Below are 26,943 nucleotides of genomic sequence, written 5' to 3'. Positions count from 1 at the left end.
TCCGTATGTCGCTGGTTCAAGTCCAGCTGGAGGAGCCAAATTTAAAAAGCCCGCTTAATGCGGGCTTTTTGCTATCTGACGTTTGTTACTCGTTATTCTTTCTCAAGAAAAAATTGCTTAATCGTTTGACGTAACCATTGGTGTGCAGGGTCTCTATCCAAACGGGGATGCCATGCTTGCACAATAAAGATGGACTCCAACTCAATGGGTAATTCAATTTCAACCAGCGGTAAATTAATGCTTTTCACGCCCTGCAATACATGGCGAGGCAACGGTAGGATATAATCAGACTTCATCGTTAGCATCATCGCAGAGTGAAAGCTCGGCAAAGTCAGCGCAACCTTACGTTCCAGCTTTAAATCACGCAGCGCATCATCAATCGGCCCTAAAGTACGCCCTCTTCGCGATACACTAATGTGTGGATAATGCGTTAACGTTTCTGGTGTCACATTACCCAAAATTGGGTGCCCATGACGAACTAGCGCTTGGAATGTGCTTGTGAATAAACTTTGGGCTTTAATTTCAGGATGCCAATCCCGTGATGAACCAATAACCAAATCCACTTTACCACTGCGTAAAAAGTCGTCCTCAGAATCACTCTCTGCAATAAACGTTAAACTACTGCGCGGTGCCATCTTACGTAAGGTTTCTAATAAGCCACCACCTAATGCCCCAATAAAAATATCATTCGCCCGAATGACAAATGTTCTTTCAAGGGTTTCGGGATGAAATAACTCATCAGGCTCAATTAATGCTTGAGCCTGAGCAATAATCTCAGCCAATTGTTGTTTAAGCTCTAACGCCCTCGGTGTAGGAACCAGTTTTCGCCCTGCTCGCACTAAAATAGGGTCTTTAAATTGCTCACGTATACGGCCTAAAATGCGGCTCATTGCAGGCGCACTTAAATTCATTTTTTCCGCAGCACCACTCACACTGCCCTCTTCCAGTAATAAATTCAGCGCATAAATTAAATTAAAATCAATTTTCTGTGGCATATCTTCCCTCGCCCATGGATTGCATTTTTTGCAATAACTTAATTACATCATTTCATTTTAAACAATCAATCAAAATTTAGATACTACTGCACAAATTGATAGAACAGTGATTGAAATAGCAGGAGTTTGAAATGGTTGATGCGTCTATTACGCAACCTCATAAAAACAAATGGATAGCCAGTGCCGGTGAAATCAATGGTCGCACATGGATGGGGCTATTTGGCGTTTTTTTAGCGGTCATGGCGAGTGGCGTAGGAGAAAACGCTAGCAAGTTCGCCCTTGGCGATATTCAAGGCGCAATGGCGTTAAATATTGATACAGGAAGTTGGTTAATCACCTGTTATGTCACAGGTTTTGTTATTGGCTCGGGTTTTACACCGTGTTTTTGGCCGACATTTTCATTACGCCGTGTTGCCTTAGTGATGTGCTCAATTTACCTCTTGGGTGGGTTAATCACACCTTGGTTAGGGGATCACTATACAGGGTTATTGGCAATCCGTAGTTTGCAAGGCTTCGCTGGTGGTGCTTTACCTCCCATGTTGATGACCGTAGTACTGCGCTTTATGCCGCCACTAATTAAGGTTTTAGGGTTAGGTGCTTATGGGTGGGTTTCCGCATGGAGCGCCACGTTTGGTGCCACCGCGGCGGCCTTTGCATTTCACTGGGGATGGAGCGGGTATTTTTATTGGAATTTGCCGTTAATGGCTATCGCAACCATCTGTATTGGCTACGGTTTACCCCAAGATCCCCTTCGATTAGAGCGCCTGAAACAATTTAATTGGCGTGGTTTAACTCTTGGGGGAAGTGCCTTAGCGATGCTTACCGTGGGAATATCCCAAGGTGAACGTCTCGATTGGCTAAACTCTTCACTCATTTATGTCTTATTAATTGGTGGGTTAGGGTTACTTGCTCTGTTCTTAATCAACGAATGGTATCACCCATTGCCGTTTTTTAATTTACAGCTGCTTGGCAAACGAAACCTTTCGTTTTCATTAATAACCTTGGGTGGAGTTCTATTGATTATGGTTTCACTAGTCAATATTACTTCAGGTTATTTATCCGTCATCCAAGGGTATCGACTCGAACAGACCTCGGACATGATGCTGTGGGTATCACTCCCCCAACTGATTACGTTGCCTATCGTTGCAATTATTTGTAATACCCCGAAAGTGGACTGCCGCTGGGTACTAGCCATCAGCTTGTTGTTGATGGCAACCGCCTGCGTACTTGCATCGCAGCTTACCCCTGATTGGCATGGCAATAATTTTAAAACCATTTCTCTACTGCAAGCCATAGCGCAACCAATGGCCGTTATTCCGTTGTTGATGATGGCAACTGGGGGGCTTTTACCGACCGATGGCCCTTTTGCCGCAGCATGGTTTAACGCAGTCAAAGGCTTCGCAGCAACGGCTGCGGGTGGAGTGATTGCTCTATTAAACCGCCAGCGTGGTGATTTTCACTCCGGTGTGATTGCCGACAGTTACGGCACAGCCTATCGCACAACCTCAGAATCTATTGGTGAGCTAACCCAACTTGCCTCCAGCCAAGGTTATGTTCTGGCGAGCTCTGACCTTTATATGTTGGTTTCAGGTTTAGCACTGCTGTTAACAGGGCTAATTGTTGTGATGCCAACCCGTATTTATCCGCCACGGTCTGTGGCCGCGGCTTAGTTATTGATTATCAGGAATTAACTATGAGTAAAATTAAAATTAATAAAGGTGTTGCACTGGCTATTGCAGGCATTTTAGTCGTTGTTGGCGGGTTATTAATTAATAAATTCGCTATTAAAAAAACGATGCAAAATACCAATGATGCTTATATTCGTGCCGATATTTCACGAATTTCACCTCAAATTTCAGGTGTCGTTACCCAAGTACTTGTTCAAGACAATCAATGGGTGAAAGAAGGCGAATTATTAGCGGAAATCGATCCTCGGGAATTTACTGTCGCGCTAGCTCAAGCGACTGCACAAGAAAACTCAGCGCGAGCGCGCCAAGATGATGCAAAAGCCAATTTAGCACGCCAACATGCATTAATTTCTGCGGCCAAAGCACAATTACAATCAGCACAAGCTGAACTGCAATTTGCTTACCAAGAAAAAACGCGTTATCACAAAATGGCGACAACAGGTGCGGGCTCACAGCAAGCAGCGCAACAGGCAACGACTCGCGTACAAACGATGGCGGCCAGTGTTGCACAAGCGGAAGCATCGTTAAAAGCGGCTAACAATATGTTGCAAGTTTTACAGGCTAAACAAGCTGATAGCAATGCTGAACTAACATTGGCACAAGCAAAAAAAGAGATGGCAAAACTGAACCTGTCTTATACCCGCATTACCGCGCCGATTGGTGGGGTCGTGGGTAAAAAAAGCCTGCGGGTGGGTGAATTTGTTAAGCCAGGTGACGCACTAATGGCGATTGTCCCCCAAGACAAGCTTTATATTATTGCCAACTACCAAGAAACCCAGTTGCAGAACATTACCCATGGACAACCTGTCGATATCAGTATTGATACATTTCCAGGTCAAACCCTTAAAGGCTATGTTGACAGTATCGCACCAGCATCAGGCGCGAGTTTTTCCCCTGTCGCGCCTGAAAATGCAACAGGTAACTTCACAAAAATTGTACAACGTATTCCTGTGAAAATAATCTTTGATATCAATAAAGAGAGTGCTGCAACAATGAATGCGCTACGTGTTGGTATGTCCGCTGATGTGAGTATCAATACACTGGATGGGAGCCGCTAATGAACAAGACAATGAATAAAATTGTTGGTGACATATTAGAAAAAGATACTAGGCGTAAACGAGAAGCCACCGTCAGCGCGGTGCAATCATTAACAGAAAAAATGCGGCGCGTTACCTTAAGTGGCAATGATGTTGATAAATTTTTAGATGATTTAAGAGCTTACGAACCAGCAAGTTGGGTCAAGGTATTTTTTCCTTGGAAAGAAAGCTTGGCAGGTCGAGCCTACACTATAAGTGGAATCAATAAAATTAATAGAACCATAGATATAGATATGGTTTTACACGGTGATGGCCCTGCCTCTCGTTGGGTAGAAAATGCATTAGTTGGTGATAAACTCGGATTTGCAGGGCCTTGCTCTGGGGGATTTAAACCTTTACCCGAAGCAGGTTGGTTGCTTTTATTAGGGGATGAAACCGCTCTCCCCGCGATGCGTCGTATTCTTGATTCATTGACTGAACCGATGCCTGTTTTCTGGTTTGCCGAAGTGAGTAGCGAAAAAGAAATTCAAACACTTAATTACCCTGATTTAATCGTCAATAGCTGGCAAATTCGTGACCGCCATTACGATAGTGTGATGAATAGCTCCCTTGTTCGAGCAATAACTCAATGCGCTTTACCTGCAGAGATAGGCCAAGTTTGGTTAGCCTGCGAGCAACAAATTGCGGTTTATTTGAAAAATCATTTTATCAATGAAAGAGGGATCCCCAAAACCGCCCTTTTCGCGAAAGGCTATTGGAAAAAAGGGGAATCCAATTTTAAAAGTGCGGTTTAATCCGCTAATTAGGAGATAAAAATGATTAAAAATATATTGTTGGCGGTCGATAGCTTCGAAAATAGCAGTAATGCTCTCAATTTTATGCAATGCATGACAGGCTGTATTCACAATGTGATTGTCTTAACTGTTGTTGATAATACCTTTGCGCTCAGTCGAACTCCGCTAAGTGAAAATAGTGATGAACGCGATGAGTACCCAGCCGCTCAGCGGGAAGAAGCCTTAGCACAGAAGCAGCTAAAGGATGTTACCAGTGCATTGACAAATATGGGGTTTAAAACACAAGGCCTGCTTGTCGCAGGGACCCCTATCGAAACAATCCCCAGGCAGATGGAAAAACATGACTGTGACTTACTGATTATTTCCCACCGTCATCTTTCTTCATTTAGTCGCTGGCTAAATACGTCAGTCACCCGGAGTTTACTGGATGATATTTCTCAGCCCGTTTTAGTGATCCCGCGTTAGCGTATCATATTCGCAATGATGACAGTGGTTACCTTTGTTAACCACTGTCATCAATACGTTAAAGACACAAAAAATCACCATTACTGTTAAATTTTTTCTCTTCTGTTCTCCTTCAAAAGATTACCACCCCTCATTTTCGAGCAAACTTCCCTCAGTTCGCACAGATAACAGGCAAACAAACATTTTTTCGATATTCTCCTTTGACAATCCCTTTAGAGGAAGCTAATATCCTCTGCGTACCAAGGAGTTCCTCCATAGTTCAGTCGGTAGAACGGCGGACTGTTAATCCGTATGTCGCTGGTTCAAGTCCAGCTGGAGGAGCCAATATTTAGAGAAGCCTGCTTAAAGAAATTTAAGCAGGCTTTTTGCTTTCTATTATTTATCTTTTTTCTCAAAAAGCATTTAATCATCGATTCCCATAGCTATTTTTTCCCTTTCGCTTTATCATTCTTTCCCGGCCTGAGCGTTCGCTCATCACTCACCTTCCCTTATGGAGCCGGTTTAATGACTACTGTAACTACCCTAACGATCCGCCGCCCTGATGATTGGCATGTTCATTTTCGCGATGATGATATGTTAAAAACGGTCGTTCCCTACACCAGTGAGTTTTTTGGCCGCGCAATTGTGATGCCAAATTTAGTTCCGCCCGTCACCACCGTTGAAGCTGCTAAAGCCTATCGTGAGCGCATTATCCAAGCAGTTCCGCAAGGTCACCAATTTACCCCACTCATGACCTGCTACCTGACAGATGGAACAGACCCCGTTGAACTTATCCGTGGCTTTAAAGAAGGCGTTTTTACCGCGTGTAAATTATACCCAGCCAATGCAACAACCAATTCGAGCCATGGGGTTTCTGATATTAAGAAAATATACCCTGTGTTGGCCGCAATGGAAAAAGCAGGTATGCCGTTGTTAATTCATGGTGAAGTCACTGCTAGCCATATTGATATTTTTGACCGTGAAGCACTGTTTATCGAACAAGTCATGCAACCATTACGCGCCCAATTTCCAAACTTAAAAGTGGTATTCGAACACATCACAACAAAAGAAGCCGCACAATATGTTCTGGATGCCAACGAATTTACCGCTGCGACGCTAACACCCCAGCACCTGATGTTTAACCGTAACCATATGTTAGTGGGTGGAGTAAGACCCCACCTCTTCTGCTTGCCTATTTTAAAACGCAATATTCACCAAGAAGCACTTCGCTCTGCGGTTGCATCGGGTTGTGAGCGTTTCTTCTTAGGGACAGATACCGCACCTCATGTGCAGTCACGCAAAGAATCTTCTTGCGGATGTGCTGGGGTGTTTAATGCGCCAACAGCGCTGGCTGCTTATGCAACCGTGTTTGAGGAATTAGATGCATTAGCGCACTTTGAAGCCTTTTGCTCATTGAATGGTCCTAAATTCTATAATTTACCTGTCAATGAAGGCTATATCACCCTAACCAAAGAACAAAATATCACTTGCGAATCCATTGATTGCTGCAATGATAAATTAATTCCGTTCTTAGCCGGTGAAGATTCTCGCTGGTCAGTTGCTATCAAAAAATAGGTGCAAAACAACCTATTTTAATTGTTATGAGGGAAGTTTTTTTCGCTTCCCTCTGTAATCTCACCAGCTATATTCACTTCATTTGTGCATATCCTGTCATTTATGCAAAAAAAATATTTTATTTACTTCCTTATTAACGAAATCTCCTTATACTGAAAGTGGATTCATTCCAAGAAATTTGCTCTTAGTCAGTTATAGATATTTATTATTTATCACGCTGTTTGATTAGGAGGTTTTATGAATAGAAAAGATGATGTCATTCAAACTCACCCAGTAGTTGGCTGGGACATCAGCACCGTAGATGCCTATGATGCCATGATGTTGCGTTTGCACTACCTCCCCGAACAAGATAATAACTCAAGCGATGCTGTCGTGGATAAAACCATGTGGCTTACCACGGATGTCGCAAAACAATTGATTGATATTCTTCAAGCTGGCGTGGATAAAATAGAGTCAGGGGAATACATCGAATTTAATTTTAAAACACACTAAACGATTAAATGGATATTTGAGTTTTCAATATCCATTCCTTAAATTTATTGTTCACCACCAAAGTAGTTATATTATATATAACTACTTTTTTATTTTTATTGTTTTGGTCAAGTTTAATTTTAATTAACGATTTCATTCTTTATTTTTATTATTCCTCAGTTGACTTTCCTAGCTATTCCCCTTTATTGTAATACTCTTTCGAACAAGGACGTTCCCAATGAAGATATTAGTTATTGACGAGTGTTATTATACAAGGCTTGGCATCACCGAATATTTATCAAAAAATAAAGATTTAAATTTTATTAGTACTGGGTGTTTAAGTGAAGCTATTAAATCTATAAATAAAAACTCACCAAGTATTGTTCTTGTTAATTTAACCTATTATTGCCATTATTCTAACTATTGCCCAACCTTACGAGGGTTATTAAATCTATCAGGCAATATTCGTTTTTATATTTATATCAACGCCCCTTACCCATTAACCGACAACCCATTGTTATTGAAAGATAACTTCTTTATTTTATCCAAAAATATTATTATTAAAACATTGGACAAAGTTATTAATGACTATGATCAAATAGAAAAAATAACCAAATTAACCAATAATACAGAGACATCTATATTTACAGTGAAAGAGCAAAAAATAATTAATAACTGAATGAATGAAATACCCAACCATATTATTTCCAAAAAATTGGGGATAAGCAATAGTACAGTTTATTCACAAAAACGCCATATTGCAAGTAAGGTTTTCGTTAAAAATAGAATTGAACTGTTTTTTATTTACAATGTGTTTAAATATTTATATTAAATAAAAGCCCTAGAAAGGGCTTTTATTATTTTAGCGTGAGCTTAGATTAATTATCACTATTTAATAAGCCATCAGATAACCGGTGGCGAGATTTATTAAAAATTTTATTGCTTACTTCACGGCCAGCACGACGTGCGCGTTGCTCTTGCTCTGGCAGTTTCATTTCTTCATTGCACGCAGCGCTACAACAACCTTCATATTTTTCAGCGCAGGCTGGGCATTGAATGAACAAAAGGTGGCAGCCATCATTACGGCAGTTGGTATGCGAATCACAAGGTGCCCCACATTGGTGGCAGTGCGCCAACATATCATCAGTAATGCGCTCGCCCATACGGTTATCAAAAACAAAGTTTTTTCCTTTAAAACGTAAAGGTAAACCTTGTTCTTTTGCTTTACGCGCATATTCGATAATACCGCCTTCCACATGGTAAACGTTTTTAAAGCCGTTATGCAGCATGTAAGCACTCGCTTTTTCACAGCGAATCCCACCAGTGCAATACATCACGACATTCTTATCTTTTTGCTCTTGCAGCATTTCTACTGCCATCGGGAGCTGTTCTCTAAACGTGTCCGATGGAACTTCTACTGCATTTTCAAAGTGACCAACTTCGTATTCATAGTGGTTGCGCATATCAACAAACACAGTATTCGGGTCATCAATCATTGCGTTAACTTCATGCGCTTTGAGATATTGCCCTGTATTCGCTGGGTTAAATGTCTCATCATCGATGCCATCAGCAACCACACGATCGCGCACTTTCATACGCAGAACCCAGAACGATTTTCCATCATCATCAATAGCAATGTTTAAGCGCAAATCATTTAATGCAGGATCTGTGCGATAAATCAGTTCACGTAATGCATCAACATTAGATGCTGGCACGCTAATCTGCGCATTAATGCCCTCTTTGGCAATATATACACGGCCAAATACGCTTAACGCTTTGAATTGTTGATACCATTCATTACGAAATGCAGCAGGGTCTTGAATATTAAAATACTTATAGAAAGAAATGGTGGTACGTGGCTCCGTTTCAGCCAACATGCGTTCTTTGAGTATTTTATTTGAAACTTGGTTATGTAACACTGGCATGGTGTTCTCAATTCCTATGTAACTAGATAATATTTAAGCAGTTAACCTAATGACATCCAACAACACAACCACTAGGTTATTCGCTTATATTATCGCTGTTATTGTGTTAATAAAAAACCCTTTATTTTAAGTGGTTTTGTTATTGAGATATGATTAAATCGTTTAAACTGCCATATTCTTATTTTAGTGACGCATTTTAGTCATATTTCATTATTCACGATCCAAGTTCGTTATGTTATAACATTGGGAATTCAAACCCTTTAAACAGTATAAAACGATGCGATTACTTCCTATCTCTTTTATTATTTTAGCGATTATTGCCCCAGAGGTCGCAGCCCACCCCCACAGTTTTATTGAAATGAAAATGACGCTTGAAACTAAACAAGATAACTACTCAGGGATCCACTATGTTTGGAAAATGGACCCGATGACCTCAGCGGATATTTTGTATGAACTCAAAGGGGTAAAAACAGATGATCCACGCTGGAAACAACAAGAAGCCATTGTGATGGCAAATGTATTAATGCAGGATTATTTCACTGATTTCTATTATCAAGGAAAAAAAATCAGTTTTAAGCGTGTACCTGAGAGTTACCGACTTGAAAAAGATGGGTTTTCTTTGGTATTTAATTTCACCGCATCATTAATGCAACCGCTGCCAATCAAAGATTCTCATGTGACTCTTCAGACTTACGACCCTTCATTTTATGTCAGTATGACCTACCAAAACTCGCAGCAAATTACGCTACCTTTAGAGCTTGCCGCAACCTGTAAATTGACGTTAGAAGAAGCCAATATTACAGACTCCATGCGTGCCTATGCGTTTTCATTGGACAAAAGTGATACACCAGATGATGATTTAGCACTCGGTAAGCAATTTGCACAGCGGGTGGATATTCAATGCCCTTAATTTCGTTACGTAATCAAAAGTGGTTCGCTGCAATCGTTTTATTCGCGCTGATTGCTTATTCTACTTGGCTAGTTTACACCCACTGGAGCGCATGGCTGCAGCTGAGTATTGTTTGGCAAAAACAGTTAAACCAAGGGCTATCTTACCTGCTCCAAGAAACGGCAACCCGGCCATTTTATGCCGGCGGATTATTGGTCGTTGCCAGTTTCGCCTATGGTTTTTTACACGCCCTTGGCCCAGGACACGGTAAATTAATCATCACAACGTATATCGCCACACAGGCCACTCACTTAAAACAAAGTGTGTTCATCAGCTTACTGGCATCCTTATTACAAGGCTTAGTGGCAATTTTGCTGGTTTCTTTTGTGCTAATTTTATTCCAGCTCTCCACCAAACACCTAAACCAAGCCAGTGCTTATGCAGAGCAAATCAGCTACGTTTTTGTGATCCTGCTGGGCGCATTTCTTTGTGTAAGTGCGATACGTCGTCTTTGGCAAATCAGCAAACCCAAAAAGCCAGCCGCTTTAACGTTACGAAGTATTCAGCCACTCAATCAATCAAAAGCAAAAATTATTTATAACACGGCGCAAACGGAGTCCGCTAGCTGTGGTTGTGGGCATCAGCATGTTATTCAATCTGACCAGCTACAAGCAGGGTTCAAAAGTAAATTACTGATTATTCTTTCGATGGGGATCCGCCCATGCTCAGGCGCAATTTTGGTGCTGTTATTTTCCTATGTGATTGATGCGTACGTTTGGGGAATTATTGCGGCGTTGATGATGGCAATCGGCACAGCACTCACAATCTGCTTAATTGCTGTGTTCGTTCATCTTATGCGTGATAGTGCACTGCGTGTTTCACGTCTAAAAGGCGCTCAACTGTCACCGTATTGGGGAATTTCGCTTAAGATTATTGCTGGAGTGCTGTTTGTGCTGATGGGTGCTTTGTTGTACCAAAGCGGTACGATAGAACAAGCAACTTCACCATTACTGCATTAAAAAAGGGAGGGCTCCCCCTCCCTGGCACTTGCCGAAGTCACAGTGCGATAAGCACACTGTTGATGCACAATGTCAACTGCTTAAAACAAAGTTGCCGACCTGCAACGCTATGCAGAACCCTGCAAGGTAGCAACTTTTTACTACTACGTTAAAACCTAGCTAGCTGATTAACTCTATTTTCGCCGGTAAACCTTGGCGAACAGAAGCACCCGATACCCAGTCAAGCCAAGTATTCGCTACTTCACGTGTTGGGTCAGCAAACCCGAGGTCGTTTAAGTTAATGCCTGAACCATTTGCTGCGTTCATTGGCATAGGTTGGCCGTCTAAATAGTGCTGTTTCGCGCCCATTTCAGTGTGACCATAACCATGCTCAATCGCGAGTACCCCTGGCATCACGCCATCTAATACACTTACTTGAGCTTCTGCATTTCCACCCGGTGTGGTGATGCGGATCCAATCACCGTGTTTTACCCCCATTTTCGCAGCATCATCAGGGTGAATAGCCACAAGGTTGGTCGGTTTAACATGGCGTAAGCGTTCAATCACAGTGGTTGAACTGCTCATCACATGGGATTTAAATGACATCAGTTTCAGCGGCCACTCTTTTTCAGGGAACACTTTATTGACATCATCGCCGTTCGCCATACGTGGTGGGTAGTAGGTTGGACAGCCACTGTAACGCTCCCCCGTAATCGCATGGCGGTTAATCGCGACGGTTGGGTTCCAAATTTGTAACCCTTTTTTCCACTGTGGTCCTGTCGCATCGCCATCCCACGCTTTTTCATACGGTGCAAAACGGCCACCGCGTGTGAAGATGTAGGCCACACGGCGCACTTCTTCTGGTTTTAGCGTGCGAGTGATCGCAGGTAAAATACGTTCAACACCACTGATTTGGATGTCTTCCGTTGCCGCTTCCGGTACCGGTTTTTCCCCTAACCACGCCATATTGGCAGCGACACGCAGGTAATAGTCTTCCGCAGTATTGAGTGAATGCATATTGCCATCCATATCCTCAATCACGTTGTCACCAAAGCCCGGTAATTTCAGTTCTTTTGCCACTGCAATACAGAAGCTTTCCATCGAAACTGGCTGGCCATCTGCGGTTTTCGCTGTACGGGACTCAACAATTGGCCAACGCGCCGTACTGGCTTTGACTTGAACACCCGACCACGGCGCACTGAAACCCCAACTCTCAAAGTTATGGGTATCTGGCACAATGTAGTCCGCCAGCGCAGTGGTTTCATTCATAAAGGCATCGATACCAATAATTAATGGAAGATGTTTTGGGTCTTTCAGTTTTTCTTCCATCACTTGGCGAATACCCGCAATGCCATATACTGGGTTCGTCATATTGGTGATCCACGCTTTAAGGGCATATGGATAACCCATCAATGCGGACGCCAATTGCTCGGTTAATTGCCCTTTGGCAAACGGATACCAAGGTGCTTTTGCTGGATACGGTTTTTCGCCTGCGGCTAATCTTGCTTTAAATTCATCTGATTTTTCATAGACTTCATTACTGCGTGATAACACAACACCTTTTGGCTTCACTTTGCCTTTGTAGCTCGCCATGTTGTAACGTGGGCCGTCGTTCTCCCCGTTAAATTTACCGCCACCAACAGACACACCGCCTTTCAGGTTTAAATTACCAATCAATGCGTTAAGCATTATGACTGACCATGCTGTGTAGAAGCCGTTGCCCCCCATCATACCGCCATGGGAAATGACCGCCGCTTTTCTATCATAAGATGTTAAGGCTTTGCCCAGTGATGCAATAGTTTTCACTGGTACATGGCAGCGTTCGCTATATTCTTCAAGCGTCATGCGATTTGCTGCTTCTTTTAGGCATTGGAAGCTCGATTTCACCGTGACTTCACTGCCATCGTGTAATGTGACTTGGCGGGTAACAAACAGCTCCGCTGCAGGGACATCATCTGCCAGTTTCAATTCGCCAGCGGCATCTTGAACTAAGTACGCTTTTTCATCATCCTCTTCCCCAGTGAGATAAGAGGAGATTAATAATTTGCCTGCTAATGGATGCGAATCATCGGTAATGACCAAATGGGTTGAGTTAGTCCAGCTTTTCTCTCCCATGCCTTCCATTGATTTTTCACTTGGCACACTGAGGTATTTTGCATTATAGCGCTCGTTTTCAATGATCCAGCGGATCATCCCCATCACTAACGCCGCATCAGTACCCGGTTGTACAGGCACCCAGTGACCGTGGTCATTGGCTAATGTTGTCGTCAATGGCAATGCAGGTGAAACAACCACATAGTTAAAGGAATCACGTAAACGCGCTGTCGCTAACTGGCGGCCTTGGCGTTTGAACGGGTTCCCCGATTGTGCCGGAGAGGTTCCTAGGAATAAGGCAAAACGCACGTTATCCCAATCGGGTTTGACGTGGGCGTTTTTGTCCAAGTCATCCATCAATGCCCCTGAACCTGCGCGGTAAGCGAGACCACAGTAAGAGCCGTGCGCCCCGAAGTTTTTGCTACCAAAGCCGTTTTGCGCAAAGCGACGAATAAAGCCATCACGGCCATCATCCCCTGCGTTAGTCACTAACAGTTGGTTCGCTTTCGGGCCTAATTTCGGTTGTGATGGGTCTAATGGCGTTTCGAGGTCACGAATGGCTCTTAACCCATCCACATGGCCTTCACCGAATAAATCGCCGCCTTCAACCACTTCTTTAATCAGTTGTTCAAAGCTAATGCGTTCCCATTTACCTTCGCCGCGTTTACCGACACGTTTCATCGGCTCTAAAATACGCAGTGGGCTGGTTAAGCCTTCCATTAACGTCGCACCACGAGCACAAGCCGTTGAGCGATGCTCTAAACCTGACTCGCCACTCATTTTGTTGAACGCCGTTTTTAATGGCATACCATAAGGGAAATGCTCTTCGTGAGATAACGGGTGGTACGGGTTACCCGCGATACGCAGCACTTCATTTTTCGCTGTATCGACACGGGCACGGATGCCACACTGAGTCCAGCAGCCAAAACATTGGGTCATTGCAACAACTTGCTCTGGGTTTTCCTGCCAGCCTTTCAGCGCTTGGCCTTCTGGGCGCAGTGAGTTGCCATTAAGGCGGTCTAACGTGACTTTACCGGAGGTGCCATTAACCAGACCATCGACTGCACGTTTAGCCACATCACGGTAACTTGCACCAAATAACGCAATTCCACCGACAACTAAACCACCTTTAAGCCATTGACGTCTTGAGAATTTAGCCATGTTGCACTCTCCTCGCAAACCAGCGAACACCTTCACGAACAATAATTGTTAACGCAATCCACAGACCAAATGTGCCTACAATAGCCATCAGGCCGTCAGTACCCAGAGGGAAGTGGTAGGGATTCGCGATAATGTTATATTTTGGAACCGCTTGAACTTCCATCAGGAAAATCCAACGTAATGTCCAAGCAAAAGCCATCGAAACTAAGGCTAAAACAGTAATGTAAGGCACTGAACGGATAGCTTTTACGTTACTCACTGACATCGAAAATGTAATTAACCACAGCGCACAAACGCCCATCAGCATCCACCAGCCTGCACTTGCCGTATCTAATTGTTGGCGCACCGCGATACCCGAAGTGGTATCACCTGATAACCACAGTGCGAAACACACCGCAAATAACAGCAATGTAATGACTTGAAAACGGGCTAAACGGTTTTGGTATTGGGGCTCTTTACGCGCACCTAAACCAATCAATGCAGGCAGAACTTGCAACGCACTTAGGAACATTAATACTGGCATCCACCAGCTATACCAAATTGGACGTGCGTTTAAGACTGATGCTTCACGGCCGGTGTACAGCAATAAACCCATTGCAGATAACGCCGCTAGCAATGCCACCCAACGTGTTGCTTTAAACTCTTTTTTCCAGATCATTTTCACAATCAGGGCAACAAAATATAAACCAATAAACGTGGTGAATAATGGTAATAAAACGGAGCCCCACCACATCCAAGACCACAGTGTTGGGTGTGCGTAGAAATGCCAAACCCGTGCAGTTTGGTGTAAATCTGCGGTTAACGCGAGCGGCGCGGTGATCCCCATGGTGATCGCAATAAACACCGCAATCATTTCTAAGCGACCATTTTCGCTTTTATTTTGCCAATGCAGGTAACACGCATACAGCACAGCGCAAGAGGCAATTCCGATAAAGAAAAAGTATTGTACTGCCCACGGTAGCCAGAAAAATTCTTGTGGCTGAGCCATAATTTCAGAAATATATGTCACTTGACCGTCCATCAGAACACCTCCTGCCATAATGCGGGTTGCCCTTTACCTTGTAGCGGCTGCACAAATGCATCATCCAAACCAATATAGAAAACTTGTGGTAATGTGCCACTCTCTGGTTTGAGTACTTTGATCTCAGCTTCATGTTCAGTCAGCATTTTACGGATGGTACTGTTCGGGTCTTTTAAGTCACCAATAATACGCGCACCACCCACACAAGATTCGACGCATGCAGGTAATAAACCGACTTCTAAGCGATGTGCACAAAAGGTGCATTTATCCGCAGTTTGTGTGGAGTGGTTAATAAAACGAGCATCGTACGGGCAAGCTTGCACACAATAAGCGCAACCAACACAACGTTCGTTATCGACCACGACAATGCCATCTTCACGTTGGAAAGTGGCTTGAACAGGGCAGACAGGCACGCATGGTGGCGAATCACAATGGTTACATAAGCGCGGTAGCAATACGTTAGTAAAGCCCTCTTCGCCTTTCACTGCGACTTGGTATTGGTTAACAGTCGTTCTAAACTGGCCTTGTGGTGTTTGGTTCTCAACCGAGCAGCTCACAGTGCAAGATTGGCAACCAATACAACGGCGTAAGTCGATTAACATCCCATAACGTTTCTCTGGGTTGCCTTCATGACGTGTTGGAGATAGGTTTAGGCCAGCTTCCGAGATTGGAATTAACGACGCACCCGCCGTCACTGCCCCAATTTGTTGTAGAAATTTTCGTTTACTCAGATCCATAATTGGCTCCAGTATTGACATTGCTAATGCGAAAATAAAAGTTATTAATCAATATGTTATTTGTTTTACAAGCGTTATTGACAATCGGTTCAGTCCGGTTAAGATAACCGCAGAAATTCTTATTTCTCTTTAAAACTGGTGTGTTATCTTGGTAAAGCTTGTCGTGCCATTGTAGGAAGAGAGGAGCCAGCGCCCTATTGTGGTTTACCACATACCCGAAGCTAAATTGATCTAACGCAACGAATAACCCAAATATGTTAAAAAAAACGCCTATACCGTTGTATCACATACTATTAACCATGCTTCTGATATGGTCATTTCCGGGGATTTCCGCGCAATGGACAATCGGCGTTTTGGCTTTGCGCGGCCCCAGTACCACCCAATCTCACTGGCAACCTTTAGTCGATACGTTAAATGATTCAATTCCAGGGGAACATTTCACTCTCCAACCTTTAAATCTCGATGAAATGCGAGAAGCCATTTCCGACCAAAAGATTGATTTTTTGCTGACTAACCCCGCGCAATTTATTCAACTCGATAGCCGTTATCACCTGCGTTGGCTACTTTCCTTGCGTTCCGATGTCGAACCCAATAGCACCACACGCAACGTGATTGGCAGCCTGATCTTGGTGCGCAATAACAGTGATATTACGGAACCTCAAAATTTGATTGGCAAAAAAGTGGGAGCGATTTCCCCTGATGCTTTTGGTGGGTATCTCTTAGGCTATAAAGTGCTGCGGGATTTAGGCTATGACGCCGAAAAAGATTTTCAGATGCAATTTTTGGGCTTCCCCGCAGATGCCTTATTATATGCACTGCGCGATAACTCGTTATCAGCAGTCATTGTTCCGGTTTGTTTGCTGGAGAATATGCACAGTGAGGGGCTTATTGATAAAACTCAATTTCGGCCGCTCATTCAACATCCCAGTTCGCTATCTTGCCTGACCAGCACCGAACTTTATCCTAATTGGTCATTTGCGGCCCTAAGCGAAGTGCCGGATAACCTTGTCGATAAAGTCACTAAGACCTTACTCTCAACAGATAAAAGCGCAATGCGCTGGGGAGCCCCCGCCTCTGTGACCCAAGTGGAAACGCTTTTGCGGGATGTGAACCAACACCCCCAGCAACGGCAAATTTGGCAAGATATCGTCAGTTGGACAATCCAAAATCAAATTACCCTTGGCTTTGTTGCCCTATTTTTTGTATTGCTTGGGGTGAACCACGTGTGGATTGCCTTTTTAGTCCGCCGCCGCAGCCGTCAGTTAGAAGAAGCGCATAACCGGTTACGTCAGCAAGAGGCAAATCTGCAAAAAGCCCAGCGACTCAACATATTAGGGGAAATGGCATCAGGGTTTGCTCATGAACTCAACCAACCGTTATCCGCTATTCGCCACTATGCCGAAGGGTGCATTTTGCTACTAAATAAAGGCGCAGAAAAAACCTCGTTAATTAATGCGTTAACAAAAATTGATAACCAAGCCCAACGTGGTGCGGATATTATCCGTAATTTACGCCTCTGGGCAGGTAAGCCGGGGCAAGACCCAACACTGAACCTAAGCCAACAATCTGTTAAGCAAGCCATTAACCATATTTGGCAGTTGTTACGCGTTGATCAGTACTACCCTAATGCTAAACTACTCTTACCAGACACCCATGATGTGTCGTTAATGCTGCCTGAGACTTTATTAGAGCAATTATTATCCAACTTGGTTAGCAACAGCCTGCAAGCAGGTGCCACCACACTAAGTTTTGGTTTCCATTTTGCTCAAAACCGTTTTTTATTAGTCTTACAGGATGACGCTGGTGGCATGCCATCTGAACAGTTAGAGCAAGGGATAACCCCATTTGCTACTACCAAAAAAGAGGGCTTGGGGCTCGGTTTAGTGATTTGCCAACGCCTGATCCAAAGCCAAGGTGGGGACATTCGCATTGAAAACAATCTCAGTGACGATGGGTTAAATGGCCTTAGAGTGACACTCATTTTTCATTATCCCGACAATTTGAATAACTAAGCACGGTTTGCCACGCAATTGATAACATTCAGATTAATTATATGTGACAATGGCTTTATTACGCTGACTTAAGCCTATCGAATAGAGTCACCTTCTACACAACGAGGTATGTATTTATGCCAGTGATCCATCTAGTGGATGATGACACCGATGTGACCGATGCTTGCCAGTTTTTACTTGAAACGCTGGGCTACACCGTCACCGTCTGGAATGACAGTGAACAATTTATTCAACATGCTGCCCTGCATCAAGAGGGGGTGGTTTTACTTGATATGCGCATGCCAAAATTGGATGGTCGAGAAGTTCATCAGTTTCTGCGCGATCAACACAGCACATTAGCCGTGATTTTTTTATCTGGGCATGGGGATATCCCGATGGCCGTTGAGCAAGTGAAACTTGGTGCAGTCGACTTTCTACAAAAACCGATTGATAGCCAGCAGCTGGCAAAAACACTTGAACAAGCTCAGCAACAAACCACGCAATCCACCGAAAATTATTTGATTAAACAACGTTATGAAATGCTAACGCCTCGGGAAAAAGAAATCTGTCGCTATGTGCTTCAAGGTTTAATTAACCGTGAAATTGCTGAAGCCACCTGTGTTTCCGTGCGCACAGTTGAGGTGCATCGCTCCCGCGTGATGGAAAAAATGGCAGTAAGAAACATTGCTGAATTGATGAGTACCATGCAGTCAGTGAACTCATTAAAAGAATAATTTGATATAATTAGATTCAATTAAACCTAATTAATAAAGTTAACCATTACAAACTAAAATAATCGGATATTAATGATACCAGCTCCTGCTTTTCAAAAACGCCTACTTCATCCACGTTACTGGTTAACATGGTTGGGAATTGCCGTACTTTATCTTCTTGTTCTATTACCTTATCCCGTTATTTATTGGATGGGAACTCGCATCGGGTTATTCTCCAAGCGTTTCTTAAAAAAACGCGTACAAATCGCCGATCGCAATCTGCAATTGTGTTTCCCTGAGATGAGTTTGCAAGAAAGACAACGCTATATTGATAAAAATTTCGAATCTGTCGGTATGGGGTTATTTGAAACAGGTATGGCATGGTTTTGGCCTGATTGGCGTGTTAAGCGTTGGCTTAAAGTCGAAGGCCGTGAAAATATGTTAGCGGCCCAAGAGACTGGCCGTGGAATTATCGTGCTTGGCGTACATTTTCTCACCTTAGAAATTGGTGGTCGAGCCTTTGGCATGCTAAACCCGGGCATTGGTGTTTACCGTGCCAATGACAATCTTCTCATTGATTGGCTGCAAACCCGTGGACGCTTACGTTCAAATAAGTACATGCTCGATCGCAAAGATGTCAAAGGCATGGTGCGTGTTCTGAAAGATGGGGAAATTCTCTGGTATGCCCCTGATCACGATTATGGCCCGCGCAATAGCACCTTCGCGCCATTGTTTGCTGTTGAAAAAGCTGCAACCACGAATGGTTCACAAATATTGCTTCGCTTAGCGAATCCACTTGTTGTTCCGTTTGTTCCTCGCCGTTTGCCCAATGGCAAAGGGTATGAACTGCTCATTCAACCTGCTGTGGATAATTTCCCAGTCGAAGACAATGTGGCAACCGCAACCATGATGAACCAAGTTATCGAAAAAGAAATTTTGCGCGCGCCCGAGCAATATATGTGGCTACATCGCCGTTTTAAAACGCGCCCACAAGGCGAAGCGTCGCTGTATGGGGATCTCGATAAAATTCATCATTAATTTATGACAAGACAGCTGTAGGCCTACCTAACAAAAAGTTTTCCCTAAACAGATGGAGAGTTTTTCTTAAATGAGTGGAAAGCTTTCCTTAAATAAGTGGAAAGTTTTCCCTAGATAGTCAGCCCTACAGCGAGGCGCCCAAATGAAGATATCCCAAGGAGCGTACACAAGTACGTGACTTGTGTAGCTGAATGATGGCAACAAAGCTGTAGGGTTGAATATGAAGGGAAATATGACGGGAAAAGGCACCTACTGGAAAAGAAACTTATACGTCGTCTGGTTCGGCTGCTTTTTAACGGGCGCCGCCTTTAGCTTGATCATGCCTTTTCTCCCCCTCTATATTGAAGAACTCGGCGTCAAAGACCACGCCTCGTTAAATTTATGGACGGGTGCCGTTTTCAGTATTACCTTCTTGTTTTCCGCCATTGCAGCGCCATTTTGGGGGCGCTTATCGGATCGCAAAGGCCGTAAATTAATGCTACTTCGCTCTGCGCTTGGTATGGCGATTGTGATGGTATTAATTGGCTTTGCGCAAAATATTTGGCAGTTATTGGTGTTAAGAGCCATCTTGGGCTTACTTGGCGGCTTTGTGCCCAATGCCAATGCGCTAATCGCCACACAAATCCCGGTGAAAAAAAGCGGCTGGGCAATGGGCGTTTTAGCCACAGGGGCGGTAAGTGGCGCGCTGATTGGCCCGTTAATTGGCGGGTTCCTTGCTGACCAATATGGCTTGCGCCCAGTCTTTTTTATTACGGCCACTGTGCTATTTATCTGTTTTTTCGTCACCCTTTTTTATGTTCGCGAGCGCTTTACCCCTGTTTCTCGCAAAGATGCCTTAACCAGTAAGCAAGTTTTTGCCTCCTTAAGAAATAAAAACTTGGTGATCAGCCTGTTTTTCACCACGATGATTATTCAAGCCGCAATGGGCTCTATTAACCCAGTAATCACCCTGTATGTTCGGGAGCTATCAAACTCTCTTGATAACTTAGCCTTTGTCAGTGGGGTCATTGCATCTATTCCCGGTGTTGCAGCGTTAATTAGCGCACCGATGCTGGGTAAATTGAGCGACCGTATTGGCCCTGAAAAAGTGTTATTGGCCGTTTTAGGCACTTCAATTTTCGTGTTATTCCCGATGGGGCTCGTGAGTAGCTATTGGGAGTTAGGCTTCCTACGCTTTTTATTAGGGGCACTCAACGCCGCCCTGCTGCCAGCAGTTCAGACACTGATTATTTATAATATTTCCCACCAAGTGACAGGTCGAATTTTCAGCTACAACCAAGCCCTGCGTGATGTGGGTAATGTAACGGGGCCGCTGATGGGGTCGTTTGTAGCGGCAACTTATGGGTTTAGAGCCGTCTTTTTCTTCACTGCGGCCTTAGTGCTTTTTAACCTTATCTATTCTTGGCTTATTATTCGTCGCCAATCCGATGGCCTGCGCGCCTCACCAACTGAACAATAATCCACCAGACAGTTTTTAACCAAAAACCTGATGCTTTATAAGCTTTATTGTTTTTTTAACGAAAAAATAATAATTTAAATGATTAACTAACTGTTTAATAACAACTTAATCGATTCAAAATTCTTTCTTTTATTGTCAATAAAAATCCTGTATCTTCCCCTACCTTATCGTGAGAAATGAGAGTTATATCGACTTTTCACCTTAAAACTACGCCTTTTACAATAAATTCATTCTGTTTATAGGCGATTCTATAATAATGTATGTTAAAAATATGTTTCCGAACTGAAAGTTAACATATCAAATAATAATCGACACTCAGGCGCTCGGCTTGGTGTTTTATATCATGCACAACCTCTCAAGAGATGATTTATGGGAGTTCACAGATGAATAATTCTGCGACTAAAACAAAAACTTTTTTCGGGCATCCATACCCGCTGAGTTCACTTTTCCTCACCGAAATGTGGGAAAGGTTCTCTTTCTACGGTGTTCGCCCGCTGCTTATTCTGTTTATGAGTGCGGCACTCTTACAAGGCGGCATGGAGCTGCCAATTGAACAAGCCTCTGCCATCGTCGGTATCTTTGCTGGTGGTGTTTATATCACCTCGTTACCAGGCGGCTGGTTAGCCGATAACTGGTTAGGCCAACGCAGAGCAGTTTGGTACGGCTCTCTGATCATTGCATTTGGTCACTTATCCATCGCAATGTCTGCATTTTTAACGAATACCTTCTTCTTTGTCGGTCTGTTGCTGATCGTACTTGGAACAGGGTTATTTAAAACCTGTATCACCGTGATGGTCGGTACTCTGTATAAGAAAGAAGATACGCGCCGTGATGGTGGCTTCTCTCTGTTCTACATGGGTATCAATATGGGGTCATTTATTGCCCCATTAATCATTGGCCCTCTGCATGAAAAATACGGTTGGCATTTAGGTTTTGGCCTTGGTGGCTTAGGAATGTTAGTGGCGTTATTAATTTTCCGCTTCTATGCTATCCCGCAAATGCGCCGTTATGACAAAGAAGTTGGCTTAGATTCCACTTGGAACCACCCAACAGTTCAACGCAAAAATGTCGGCAAATGGGTCACTTTTGCAATGATATTGCTCGCAGTATTGGTTATTTTAATCGATAACGGCACAATCCCATTCAACGCATCAATCATTGCGAGAAACTCTGCCTATGTAATTTCAACCTGTGTGGGCATCTACTTTCTGTTTATGTTCTTCTTTGCAGGTTTAAACAGCAGTGAACGCGCACGCTTATTGGCCTGTTTAATTTTACTGGTTGCAGCGGCGTTCTTCTGGTCAGCCTTCGAGCAAAAACCGACTTCATTTAACATTTTCGCTCGTGACTATACCGATCGCCAAATGGGAAGCTTTGAAATCCCAACCATTTGGTTCCAATCCATTAATGCTCTGTTCATTATTCTGTTAGCACCGGTATTCAGCTGGTTCTGGCCATCCCTTGCTAAACGCAATATGAACCCAAGCAGCATGACGAAATTTGTTATCGGTATTTTATTTGCCGCGGGCGGTTTCGCTATCATGATGGTTGCAGCAAACCAAGTATTAGCAACACAAAGCGGCGTTTCACCGTTCTGGTTAGTGGGCAGTATTTTATTACTGACCTTAGGTGAACTGTGCTTAAGCCCAATTGGTTTAGCAACAATGACCTTGTTAGCACCGCAAAAAATGCGTGGTCAGGTTATGGGTCTGTGGTTCTGTGCGAGTGCATTAGGTAACTTAGCGGCAGGTATTATGGGTGGAAACATCCGTAAAGACCAACTGGATTCAATGCCTGAATTGTTCTCCCATGTGTCTATCGCATTGGTTATCTGTGCCGTCGTATTGGCTGCACTGATTATTCCAGTCAGAAAGATGCTTAAAAATGCGGATAAAAACGAAGCTAAAGCGTAATTATCTTCATTAATTTGAACTGCTCAATAGCACCATGTTATTGGGCAGTTTTCTCCTCTCCTTTCTATTACTTTGCTTATTATTTTTTTTGAATCGGATTATACTTTCTGCCTTATTTTTCATAAGCGGAATGTTAAGTATGCCTCTTTCTCTGCCTGTCTATTATGTTGATGCCTTTACCGATACCCTATTTCACGGTAACCCTGCTGCTGTTGTGTTATTGGATGATTGGTTGCCAGATGACACGCTCATTGCTATAGCCGCGGAAATTAATTTATCGGAAACCGCATTTTTAGTGGGCCAACATATCCGCTGGTTTACCCCAAAGATGGAAGTTGCCTTATGTGGCCATGCCACTTTAGCGACTGCTTATGTGCTTAATAATGTCTTGCAGCAATCCACTCAACCCATTGTCTTCAAATCACTTTCGGGCGAATTAATCGTGACCTGTAGTGAACATGGGTTAACTCTTGATTTCCCAATCCTTGATTCTGTACTTAGTTCACCAAACCAATACCCTGAGCTAGCTGATATTTTAGGCATTGAAATCACCGAACTTTGGCTCGCCAAAGACCGTTATCTGTGTTTTTTTAAAAATAGACAGCAAATCGAAAACTGCCAGCCTGACATGCAACGACTTTCACAGCTTCCTCTGCCAGGACTGACAATCACAGCACAATCTACTGAAGACGATTGTGACTTCGTATCACGCTACTTTGCACCCGCTAAAGGGGTAAATGAGGATCCTGTCACAGGGACTTCCCATTGTGCCATTGCGCCAATTTGGGCAAAACGATTACAAAAAACAGCATTAGTCGGAAAACAACTGTCGAAACGAGGCGGTATGATCCACTGCAAAGTGAATAATGGCAGAGTTAAGCTAACAGGAAATGCCACACTATTTTTAACTGGTAAAATTCAAATTAATCAATAAATTGTAAAAATTTAGCTCAAGAGCTCATATTTAAACCAATACCCGTACTATCAATAATGACATTAAATGATAGTCAACATGCGATAGGTATGACTCTTCCCTCGCTTTTGTGTTCCTTATCTCAGATTAAACAATATTTTTTTTAACATTTAATTAAAAATTTTAAATCAACGTTAAATTAGTTTACAATCATAATTATAATTAAAAATATAATTACAATTATAAGTATTGCTTATTGACGCTTTGATTAACTGTTAAAAACTCATTCTATATAAGGAACTCTATAAATGGCTATTACTAGAAGAAAATTTCTTATCGGTGGCGCGGTTGTCACTGTAGCCGCTGGTGCTGGAATTTTAACGCCAATGCTAACGCGTGAAGGTCGCTTTGTTCCGGGTAAGCCACGACATGGCTTCGTAGCTGGAACTGAAGGCGCACTACCACAACAAGCTGACGTCGTTGTTATTGGTGCTGGAATTCTTGGGATTATGACTGCGATTGAGTTAGTTGGTCGTGGCTTAGATGTTGTCATCGTTGAAAAAGGCAATATCGCTGGTGAACAATCTTCCCGTTTCTACGGTCAAGTTATCACTTATAAAATGCCAGAAGAAACCTTCTTGCTTCACCATCTCGGCAAACACCGCTGGAGAGAGATGAATGCCAAAGTCGGTGCAGACACCAGCTACCGTACGCAAGGCCGTGTTGAAGTTCCTCTTGATGAAGAAGACTTAGTCAACGTAAGAGAGTGGATTGATACCACCAGCAAAAATGTCGGTTCTGATATTCCATTCAAAACCCGTATTATTGAAGGTGCAGAGTTAGATCAGCGCCTAAAAGGTGCGCAATCTAAATGGAGCATCGCTGGATTTGAAGAAGATTCAGGTAGTTTAGATGCTGAAATTGCAACCTTTGTGATGGCAGAGCACGCTAAAAAACTGGGTATCAAAATTTACACCAATTGCGCAGCAAGAGGGTTAGAAACTCAGGGCGGCGCAATTTCAGATGTTGTCACTGAAAAAGGGGCAATCAAAACGTCTCGCGTTGTCGTTGCGGGTGGTGTTTGGTCTCGTCTGTTTATGCAGAATTTAGGGGTAGATGTCCCTACTCTACCGGCTTACCAATCACAACAGTTAATTTCTGGTTCCCCAACTGCACCGGGTGGTAACGTCGCATTACCAGGTAATATCTTCTTCCGTGAACAAGCTGATGGCACCTATGCAACGTCTCCACGTGTTATCGTCGCGCCAGTCGTGAAAGACTCCTTCGTTTACGGCTATAAATATATCCCATTATTATCAATGCCTGATTTCCCAGTGCATATTTCGTTAAATGAGCAGCTGATTAACTCATTCACAGAGCCAACTAGCTGGAAACTGAATGAAGTTTCCCCATTTGAAAAACACAGAAATATGACAGCGTTACCAGACCTACCAGAACTGAACGCATCATTTGAGAAACTTAAAACCGAATTCCCTGCGTTTAAAGACTCAAAACTGATTGATCAGTGGAGTGGTGCAATGGCCATCGCACCTGATGAGCACCCAATTATTTCTCAAGTCAATGAGTACCCAGGTCTGGTTATCAATACCGCAACAGGTTGGGGTATGACAGAAAGCCCAGTTTCATCTGAATTAACAGCCGATTTATTATTAGGCAAAGAACCTGCACTGAATGTGAAACCATTTAGTCTGTACAGATTCAGCTAATTTATTTGCTCCATCGCGATCACAAAAACCCTCCAAATTGGAGGGTTTTTTATTGCCTATTATTCATCAATCCCTTAACATTCACGACTTAAATCAAATGGAGTGATTATGAACAAATTATTATTAGGAATGATGATTTCGTTAGTCAGTTTCGGCGTAATGGCAGAAAAAAACTACACCATAGAGCAAGTAGAAAATATGATTGCTTCTGGGAAAAAACCCCAAACTTCTATGCCTGTCTTGGATGGCACAATAGCAAAAGAGGATTTTGCCACCTGCAAATCAGGTTTGAAAGAGTGGCTAGATGGCGTTGAAAACTACCCGATTACTATCGAAAAAGACATTGATGGTGAAGATTTTTCTGCCACTATTTGGGCGGAATCCAAAGCCTTTTTGGTCTCTTGCGTAAAAAGCGGCGAGAGTGCGAAAGCCATCCGTATGAGCGCTGAATATTTAGACAACTAAACGCCCCATTTTATGTATTTTGATCCGCATCTTACCGTTGTGGGTCAATCTCCCCCTCTATCGCGATAGCAAAATGTGCTCTATGACAAAAACCGTCCAGACTGGATCGATTCACTTCTCATTTATTACTGTAATTATTTATGAGGAGTATTACACTTAGCTTTAACATTATTAATACACCAAGTAACAACTGAAGGCCCAACCATGAGTTCCATCGCTGATGATGTCATCGCACAAAAAATCGAACAATCCATTTCCCGTGTTTCCAAAGTCGTTTTTCCTACCACAACTAATCACCATAGCACCTTATTTGGCGGCACTGCTTTAGCGTGGATGGATGAAGTCTCTTTTATCACCGCAACCCGTTTTAGCCGTAAGCGTTTAGTGACAGTTTCCACGGAAAAGATCAATTTTACCCACCCAATCCCATCAGGCACAATTGTTGAACTCGTCGGAAAAGTCATCCGCGTTGGTAGAACCAGCTTAACGGTGAATGTCTCCATCTTCTTAGAAGATATGTATTTTGAAGGTCGTGAAGAAGTGATCCATGGCCAGTTTAACTTTGTGGCTATCGATGACAATGGCAAACCTACACCATTATTTGGTGAATAGTATTTAGAACCTCCATCCATTATCACCTTTTTGGTGTAAATAAAGTGTGGATCTATTTTTTATCTACACTTTATTTGTCGCTCTACCCTTTAATTATTTAGTTTTTTATTTCTTAATTCGTTAATCCAAAATCGTTAAATAAATCTATTTTTGGTTTAAATTATGAGATTTTTTGGCATAATTCACCAAAAAAGATTTTAACAAAAAATTAATTTTTATACCTGATTTATAAAATGCCTATTAATATATAATCATCATAATTAGAAATACTTAGTTTAAAAAA

24 protein-coding genes and 1 tRNA gene are annotated in these 26,943 nt (G+C 43.0%); 20 read left to right on the top strand and 5 right to left on the bottom strand.

What is annotated here, in order from left to right; translation table 11 throughout:
* Positions 1-92 precede the first annotated feature (92 nt).
* Positions 93-995 carry a LysR family transcriptional regulator gene (locus tag AC4IFT_RS13600; RefSeq protein ID WP_490735489.1) on the bottom strand — a complete coding sequence of 301 codons (903 nt, stop codon included), beginning with the start codon at positions 993-995 and terminating at the stop codon, positions 93-95.
* Positions 996-1,126: 131 nt separating this feature from the next.
* Between AC4IFT_RS13600 and AC4IFT_RS13595 the strand changes: the two genes are divergently transcribed.
* The 9 genes from AC4IFT_RS13595 to AC4IFT_RS13555 all read left to right on the top strand — a co-directional run bounded on the left by AC4IFT_RS13595 (position 1,127) and on the right by AC4IFT_RS13555 (position 7,836).
* Positions 1,127-2,665, top strand: a complete 1,539-nt coding sequence (locus AC4IFT_RS13595; protein WP_490735491.1) for an MFS transporter — start codon at positions 1,127-1,129, stop codon at positions 2,663-2,665.
* A gap of 23 nt (positions 2,666-2,688) precedes the next feature.
* On the top strand, positions 2,689-3,741 hold the full coding sequence (locus AC4IFT_RS13590) for an HlyD family secretion protein (protein WP_490735493.1): 1,053 nt from the start codon (positions 2,689-2,691) through the stop codon (positions 3,739-3,741).
* Positions 3,741-4,514 (top strand): siderophore-interacting protein, encoded by a 774-nt coding sequence (locus AC4IFT_RS13585; RefSeq protein WP_490751577.1) that lies wholly within the window; start codon positions 3,741-3,743, stop codon positions 4,512-4,514. Before AC4IFT_RS13590 ends, AC4IFT_RS13585 begins: the two co-directional genes overlap by 1 nt.
* 21 nt (positions 4,515-4,535) lie before the next feature.
* Positions 4,536-4,979 (top strand): universal stress protein, encoded by a 444-nt coding sequence (locus tag AC4IFT_RS13580; RefSeq protein ID WP_490735497.1) that lies wholly within the window; start codon positions 4,536-4,538, stop codon positions 4,977-4,979.
* 248 nt (positions 4,980-5,227) lie between these two features.
* Positions 5,228-5,303: transfer RNA gene (locus tag AC4IFT_RS13575), tRNA-Asn, on the top strand.
* A 180-nt stretch (positions 5,304-5,483) separates the two neighbouring features.
* Positions 5,484-6,533 (top strand): dihydroorotase, encoded by a 1,050-nt coding sequence (pyrC, locus tag AC4IFT_RS13570; RefSeq protein ID WP_490751576.1) that lies wholly within the window; start codon positions 5,484-5,486, stop codon positions 6,531-6,533.
* 237 nt (positions 6,534-6,770) lie between these two features.
* Complete coding sequence (gene bssS, locus AC4IFT_RS13565; RefSeq protein ID WP_490735501.1) at positions 6,771-7,025, top strand: biofilm formation regulator BssS; 255 nt, start codon at positions 6,771-6,773, stop codon at positions 7,023-7,025.
* 217 nt (positions 7,026-7,242) lie between these two features.
* The gene (locus AC4IFT_RS13560) at positions 7,243-7,683 is read left to right on the top strand and encodes a LuxR C-terminal-related transcriptional regulator (RefSeq protein WP_490751575.1); all 441 of its coding nucleotides are present in this window, start codon (positions 7,243-7,245) and stop codon (positions 7,681-7,683) included.
* A complete protein-coding gene (locus AC4IFT_RS13555; protein ID WP_490751574.1) occupies positions 7,684-7,836 on the top strand; it encodes a LuxR C-terminal-related transcriptional regulator in 153 nt (50 codons plus the stop codon).
* Positions 7,837-7,882: 46 nt separating this feature from the next.
* Here the strand turns inward: AC4IFT_RS13555 and trhO are convergent, their stop codons facing one another.
* The gene (trhO, locus tag AC4IFT_RS13550; protein WP_490751573.1) at positions 7,883-8,929 is read right to left on the bottom strand and encodes an oxygen-dependent tRNA uridine(34) hydroxylase TrhO; all 1,047 of its coding nucleotides are present in this window, start codon (positions 8,927-8,929) and stop codon (positions 7,883-7,885) included.
* A 277-nt stretch (positions 8,930-9,206) separates the two neighbouring features.
* On the opposite strand from trhO, the gene AC4IFT_RS13545 reads away from it, so the two are divergent.
* Together AC4IFT_RS13545 and AC4IFT_RS13540 are read left to right on the top strand one after the other, a co-directional pair.
* On the top strand, positions 9,207-9,839 hold the full coding sequence (locus AC4IFT_RS13545) for a DUF1007 family protein (RefSeq protein ID WP_490751572.1): 633 nt from the start codon (positions 9,207-9,209) through the stop codon (positions 9,837-9,839).
* Complete coding sequence (locus AC4IFT_RS13540; protein WP_490751571.1) at positions 9,830-10,837, top strand: nickel/cobalt transporter; 1,008 nt, start codon at positions 9,830-9,832, stop codon at positions 10,835-10,837. The genes AC4IFT_RS13545 and AC4IFT_RS13540 overlap by 10 nt, the downstream gene beginning before the upstream one ends.
* 159 nt (positions 10,838-10,996) lie before the next feature.
* Here the strand turns inward: AC4IFT_RS13540 and ttrA are convergent, their stop codons facing one another.
* The 3 genes from ttrA to ttrB are packed head-to-tail and all read right to left on the bottom strand — an operon-like array spanning position 10,997 to position 15,829.
* Positions 10,997-14,071 (bottom strand): tetrathionate reductase subunit TtrA, encoded by a 3,075-nt coding sequence (gene ttrA / locus AC4IFT_RS13535; RefSeq protein ID WP_490751570.1) that lies wholly within the window; start codon positions 14,069-14,071, stop codon positions 10,997-10,999.
* Complete coding sequence (gene ttrC / locus AC4IFT_RS13530; RefSeq protein ID WP_490751569.1) at positions 14,064-15,110, bottom strand: tetrathionate reductase subunit TtrC; 1,047 nt, start codon at positions 15,108-15,110, stop codon at positions 14,064-14,066. Before ttrC ends, ttrA begins: the two co-directional genes overlap by 8 nt.
* Positions 15,092-15,829 (bottom strand): tetrathionate reductase subunit TtrB, encoded by a 738-nt coding sequence (gene ttrB, locus AC4IFT_RS13525; RefSeq protein WP_219249147.1) that lies wholly within the window; start codon positions 15,827-15,829, stop codon positions 15,092-15,094. Before ttrB ends, ttrC begins: the two co-directional genes overlap by 19 nt.
* Before the next feature lie 254 nt (positions 15,830-16,083).
* On the opposite strand from ttrB, the gene ttrS reads away from it, so the two are divergent.
* The 9 genes from ttrS to AC4IFT_RS13480 all read left to right on the top strand — a co-directional run bounded on the left by ttrS (position 16,084) and on the right by AC4IFT_RS13480 (position 26,660).
* The gene (ttrS, locus tag AC4IFT_RS13520) at positions 16,084-17,841 is read left to right on the top strand and encodes a tetrathionate respiration histidine kinase TtrS (protein ID WP_490751568.1); all 1,758 of its coding nucleotides are present in this window, start codon (positions 16,084-16,086) and stop codon (positions 17,839-17,841) included.
* A gap of 116 nt (positions 17,842-17,957) precedes the next feature.
* Positions 17,958-18,554, top strand: coding sequence for a tetrathionate respiration response regulator TtrR (ttrR, locus tag AC4IFT_RS13515; protein ID WP_490735517.1), 597 nt, complete (start codon positions 17,958-17,960; stop codon positions 18,552-18,554).
* A 72-nt stretch (positions 18,555-18,626) separates the two neighbouring features.
* A complete protein-coding gene (locus tag AC4IFT_RS13510; RefSeq protein WP_490751567.1) occupies positions 18,627-19,571 on the top strand; it encodes a Kdo(2)-lipid IV(A) acyltransferase in 945 nt (314 codons plus the stop codon).
* A gap of 220 nt (positions 19,572-19,791) precedes the next feature.
* The gene (mdtG, locus tag AC4IFT_RS13505; RefSeq protein ID WP_490735521.1) at positions 19,792-21,030 is read left to right on the top strand and encodes a multidrug efflux MFS transporter MdtG; all 1,239 of its coding nucleotides are present in this window, start codon (positions 19,792-19,794) and stop codon (positions 21,028-21,030) included.
* A gap of 383 nt (positions 21,031-21,413) precedes the next feature.
* The gene (locus AC4IFT_RS13500; RefSeq protein ID WP_490735523.1) at positions 21,414-22,943 is read left to right on the top strand and encodes a peptide MFS transporter; all 1,530 of its coding nucleotides are present in this window, start codon (positions 21,414-21,416) and stop codon (positions 22,941-22,943) included.
* Positions 22,944-23,082: 139 nt separating this feature from the next.
* Positions 23,083-23,877, top strand: a complete 795-nt coding sequence (locus AC4IFT_RS13495; protein ID WP_490751566.1) for a PhzF family phenazine biosynthesis protein — start codon at positions 23,083-23,085, stop codon at positions 23,875-23,877.
* Between the two features lie 287 nt (positions 23,878-24,164).
* Positions 24,165-25,583, top strand: coding sequence for an NAD(P)/FAD-dependent oxidoreductase (locus tag AC4IFT_RS13490; protein ID WP_206086715.1), 1,419 nt, complete (start codon positions 24,165-24,167; stop codon positions 25,581-25,583).
* Between the two features lie 108 nt (positions 25,584-25,691).
* Positions 25,692-26,048: a hypothetical protein gene (locus AC4IFT_RS13485; RefSeq protein WP_490735527.1), complete on the top strand. Its 357-nt coding sequence runs from the start codon at positions 25,692-25,694 to the stop codon at positions 26,046-26,048.
* Positions 26,049-26,252: 204 nt separating this feature from the next.
* Entirely contained in the window at positions 26,253-26,660 is a 408-nt protein-coding gene (locus AC4IFT_RS13480) for an acyl-CoA thioesterase (RefSeq protein ID WP_353242492.1), read from the top strand.
* Positions 26,661-26,943: the final 283 nt, after the last annotated feature.

The sequence above is a fragment of the Providencia sp. UF-183 genome, assembly GCF_058246155.1.
Note: the sequence above shows the minus strand (reverse complement) of the source record. Positions and strands in the feature narration are given on the sequence as shown.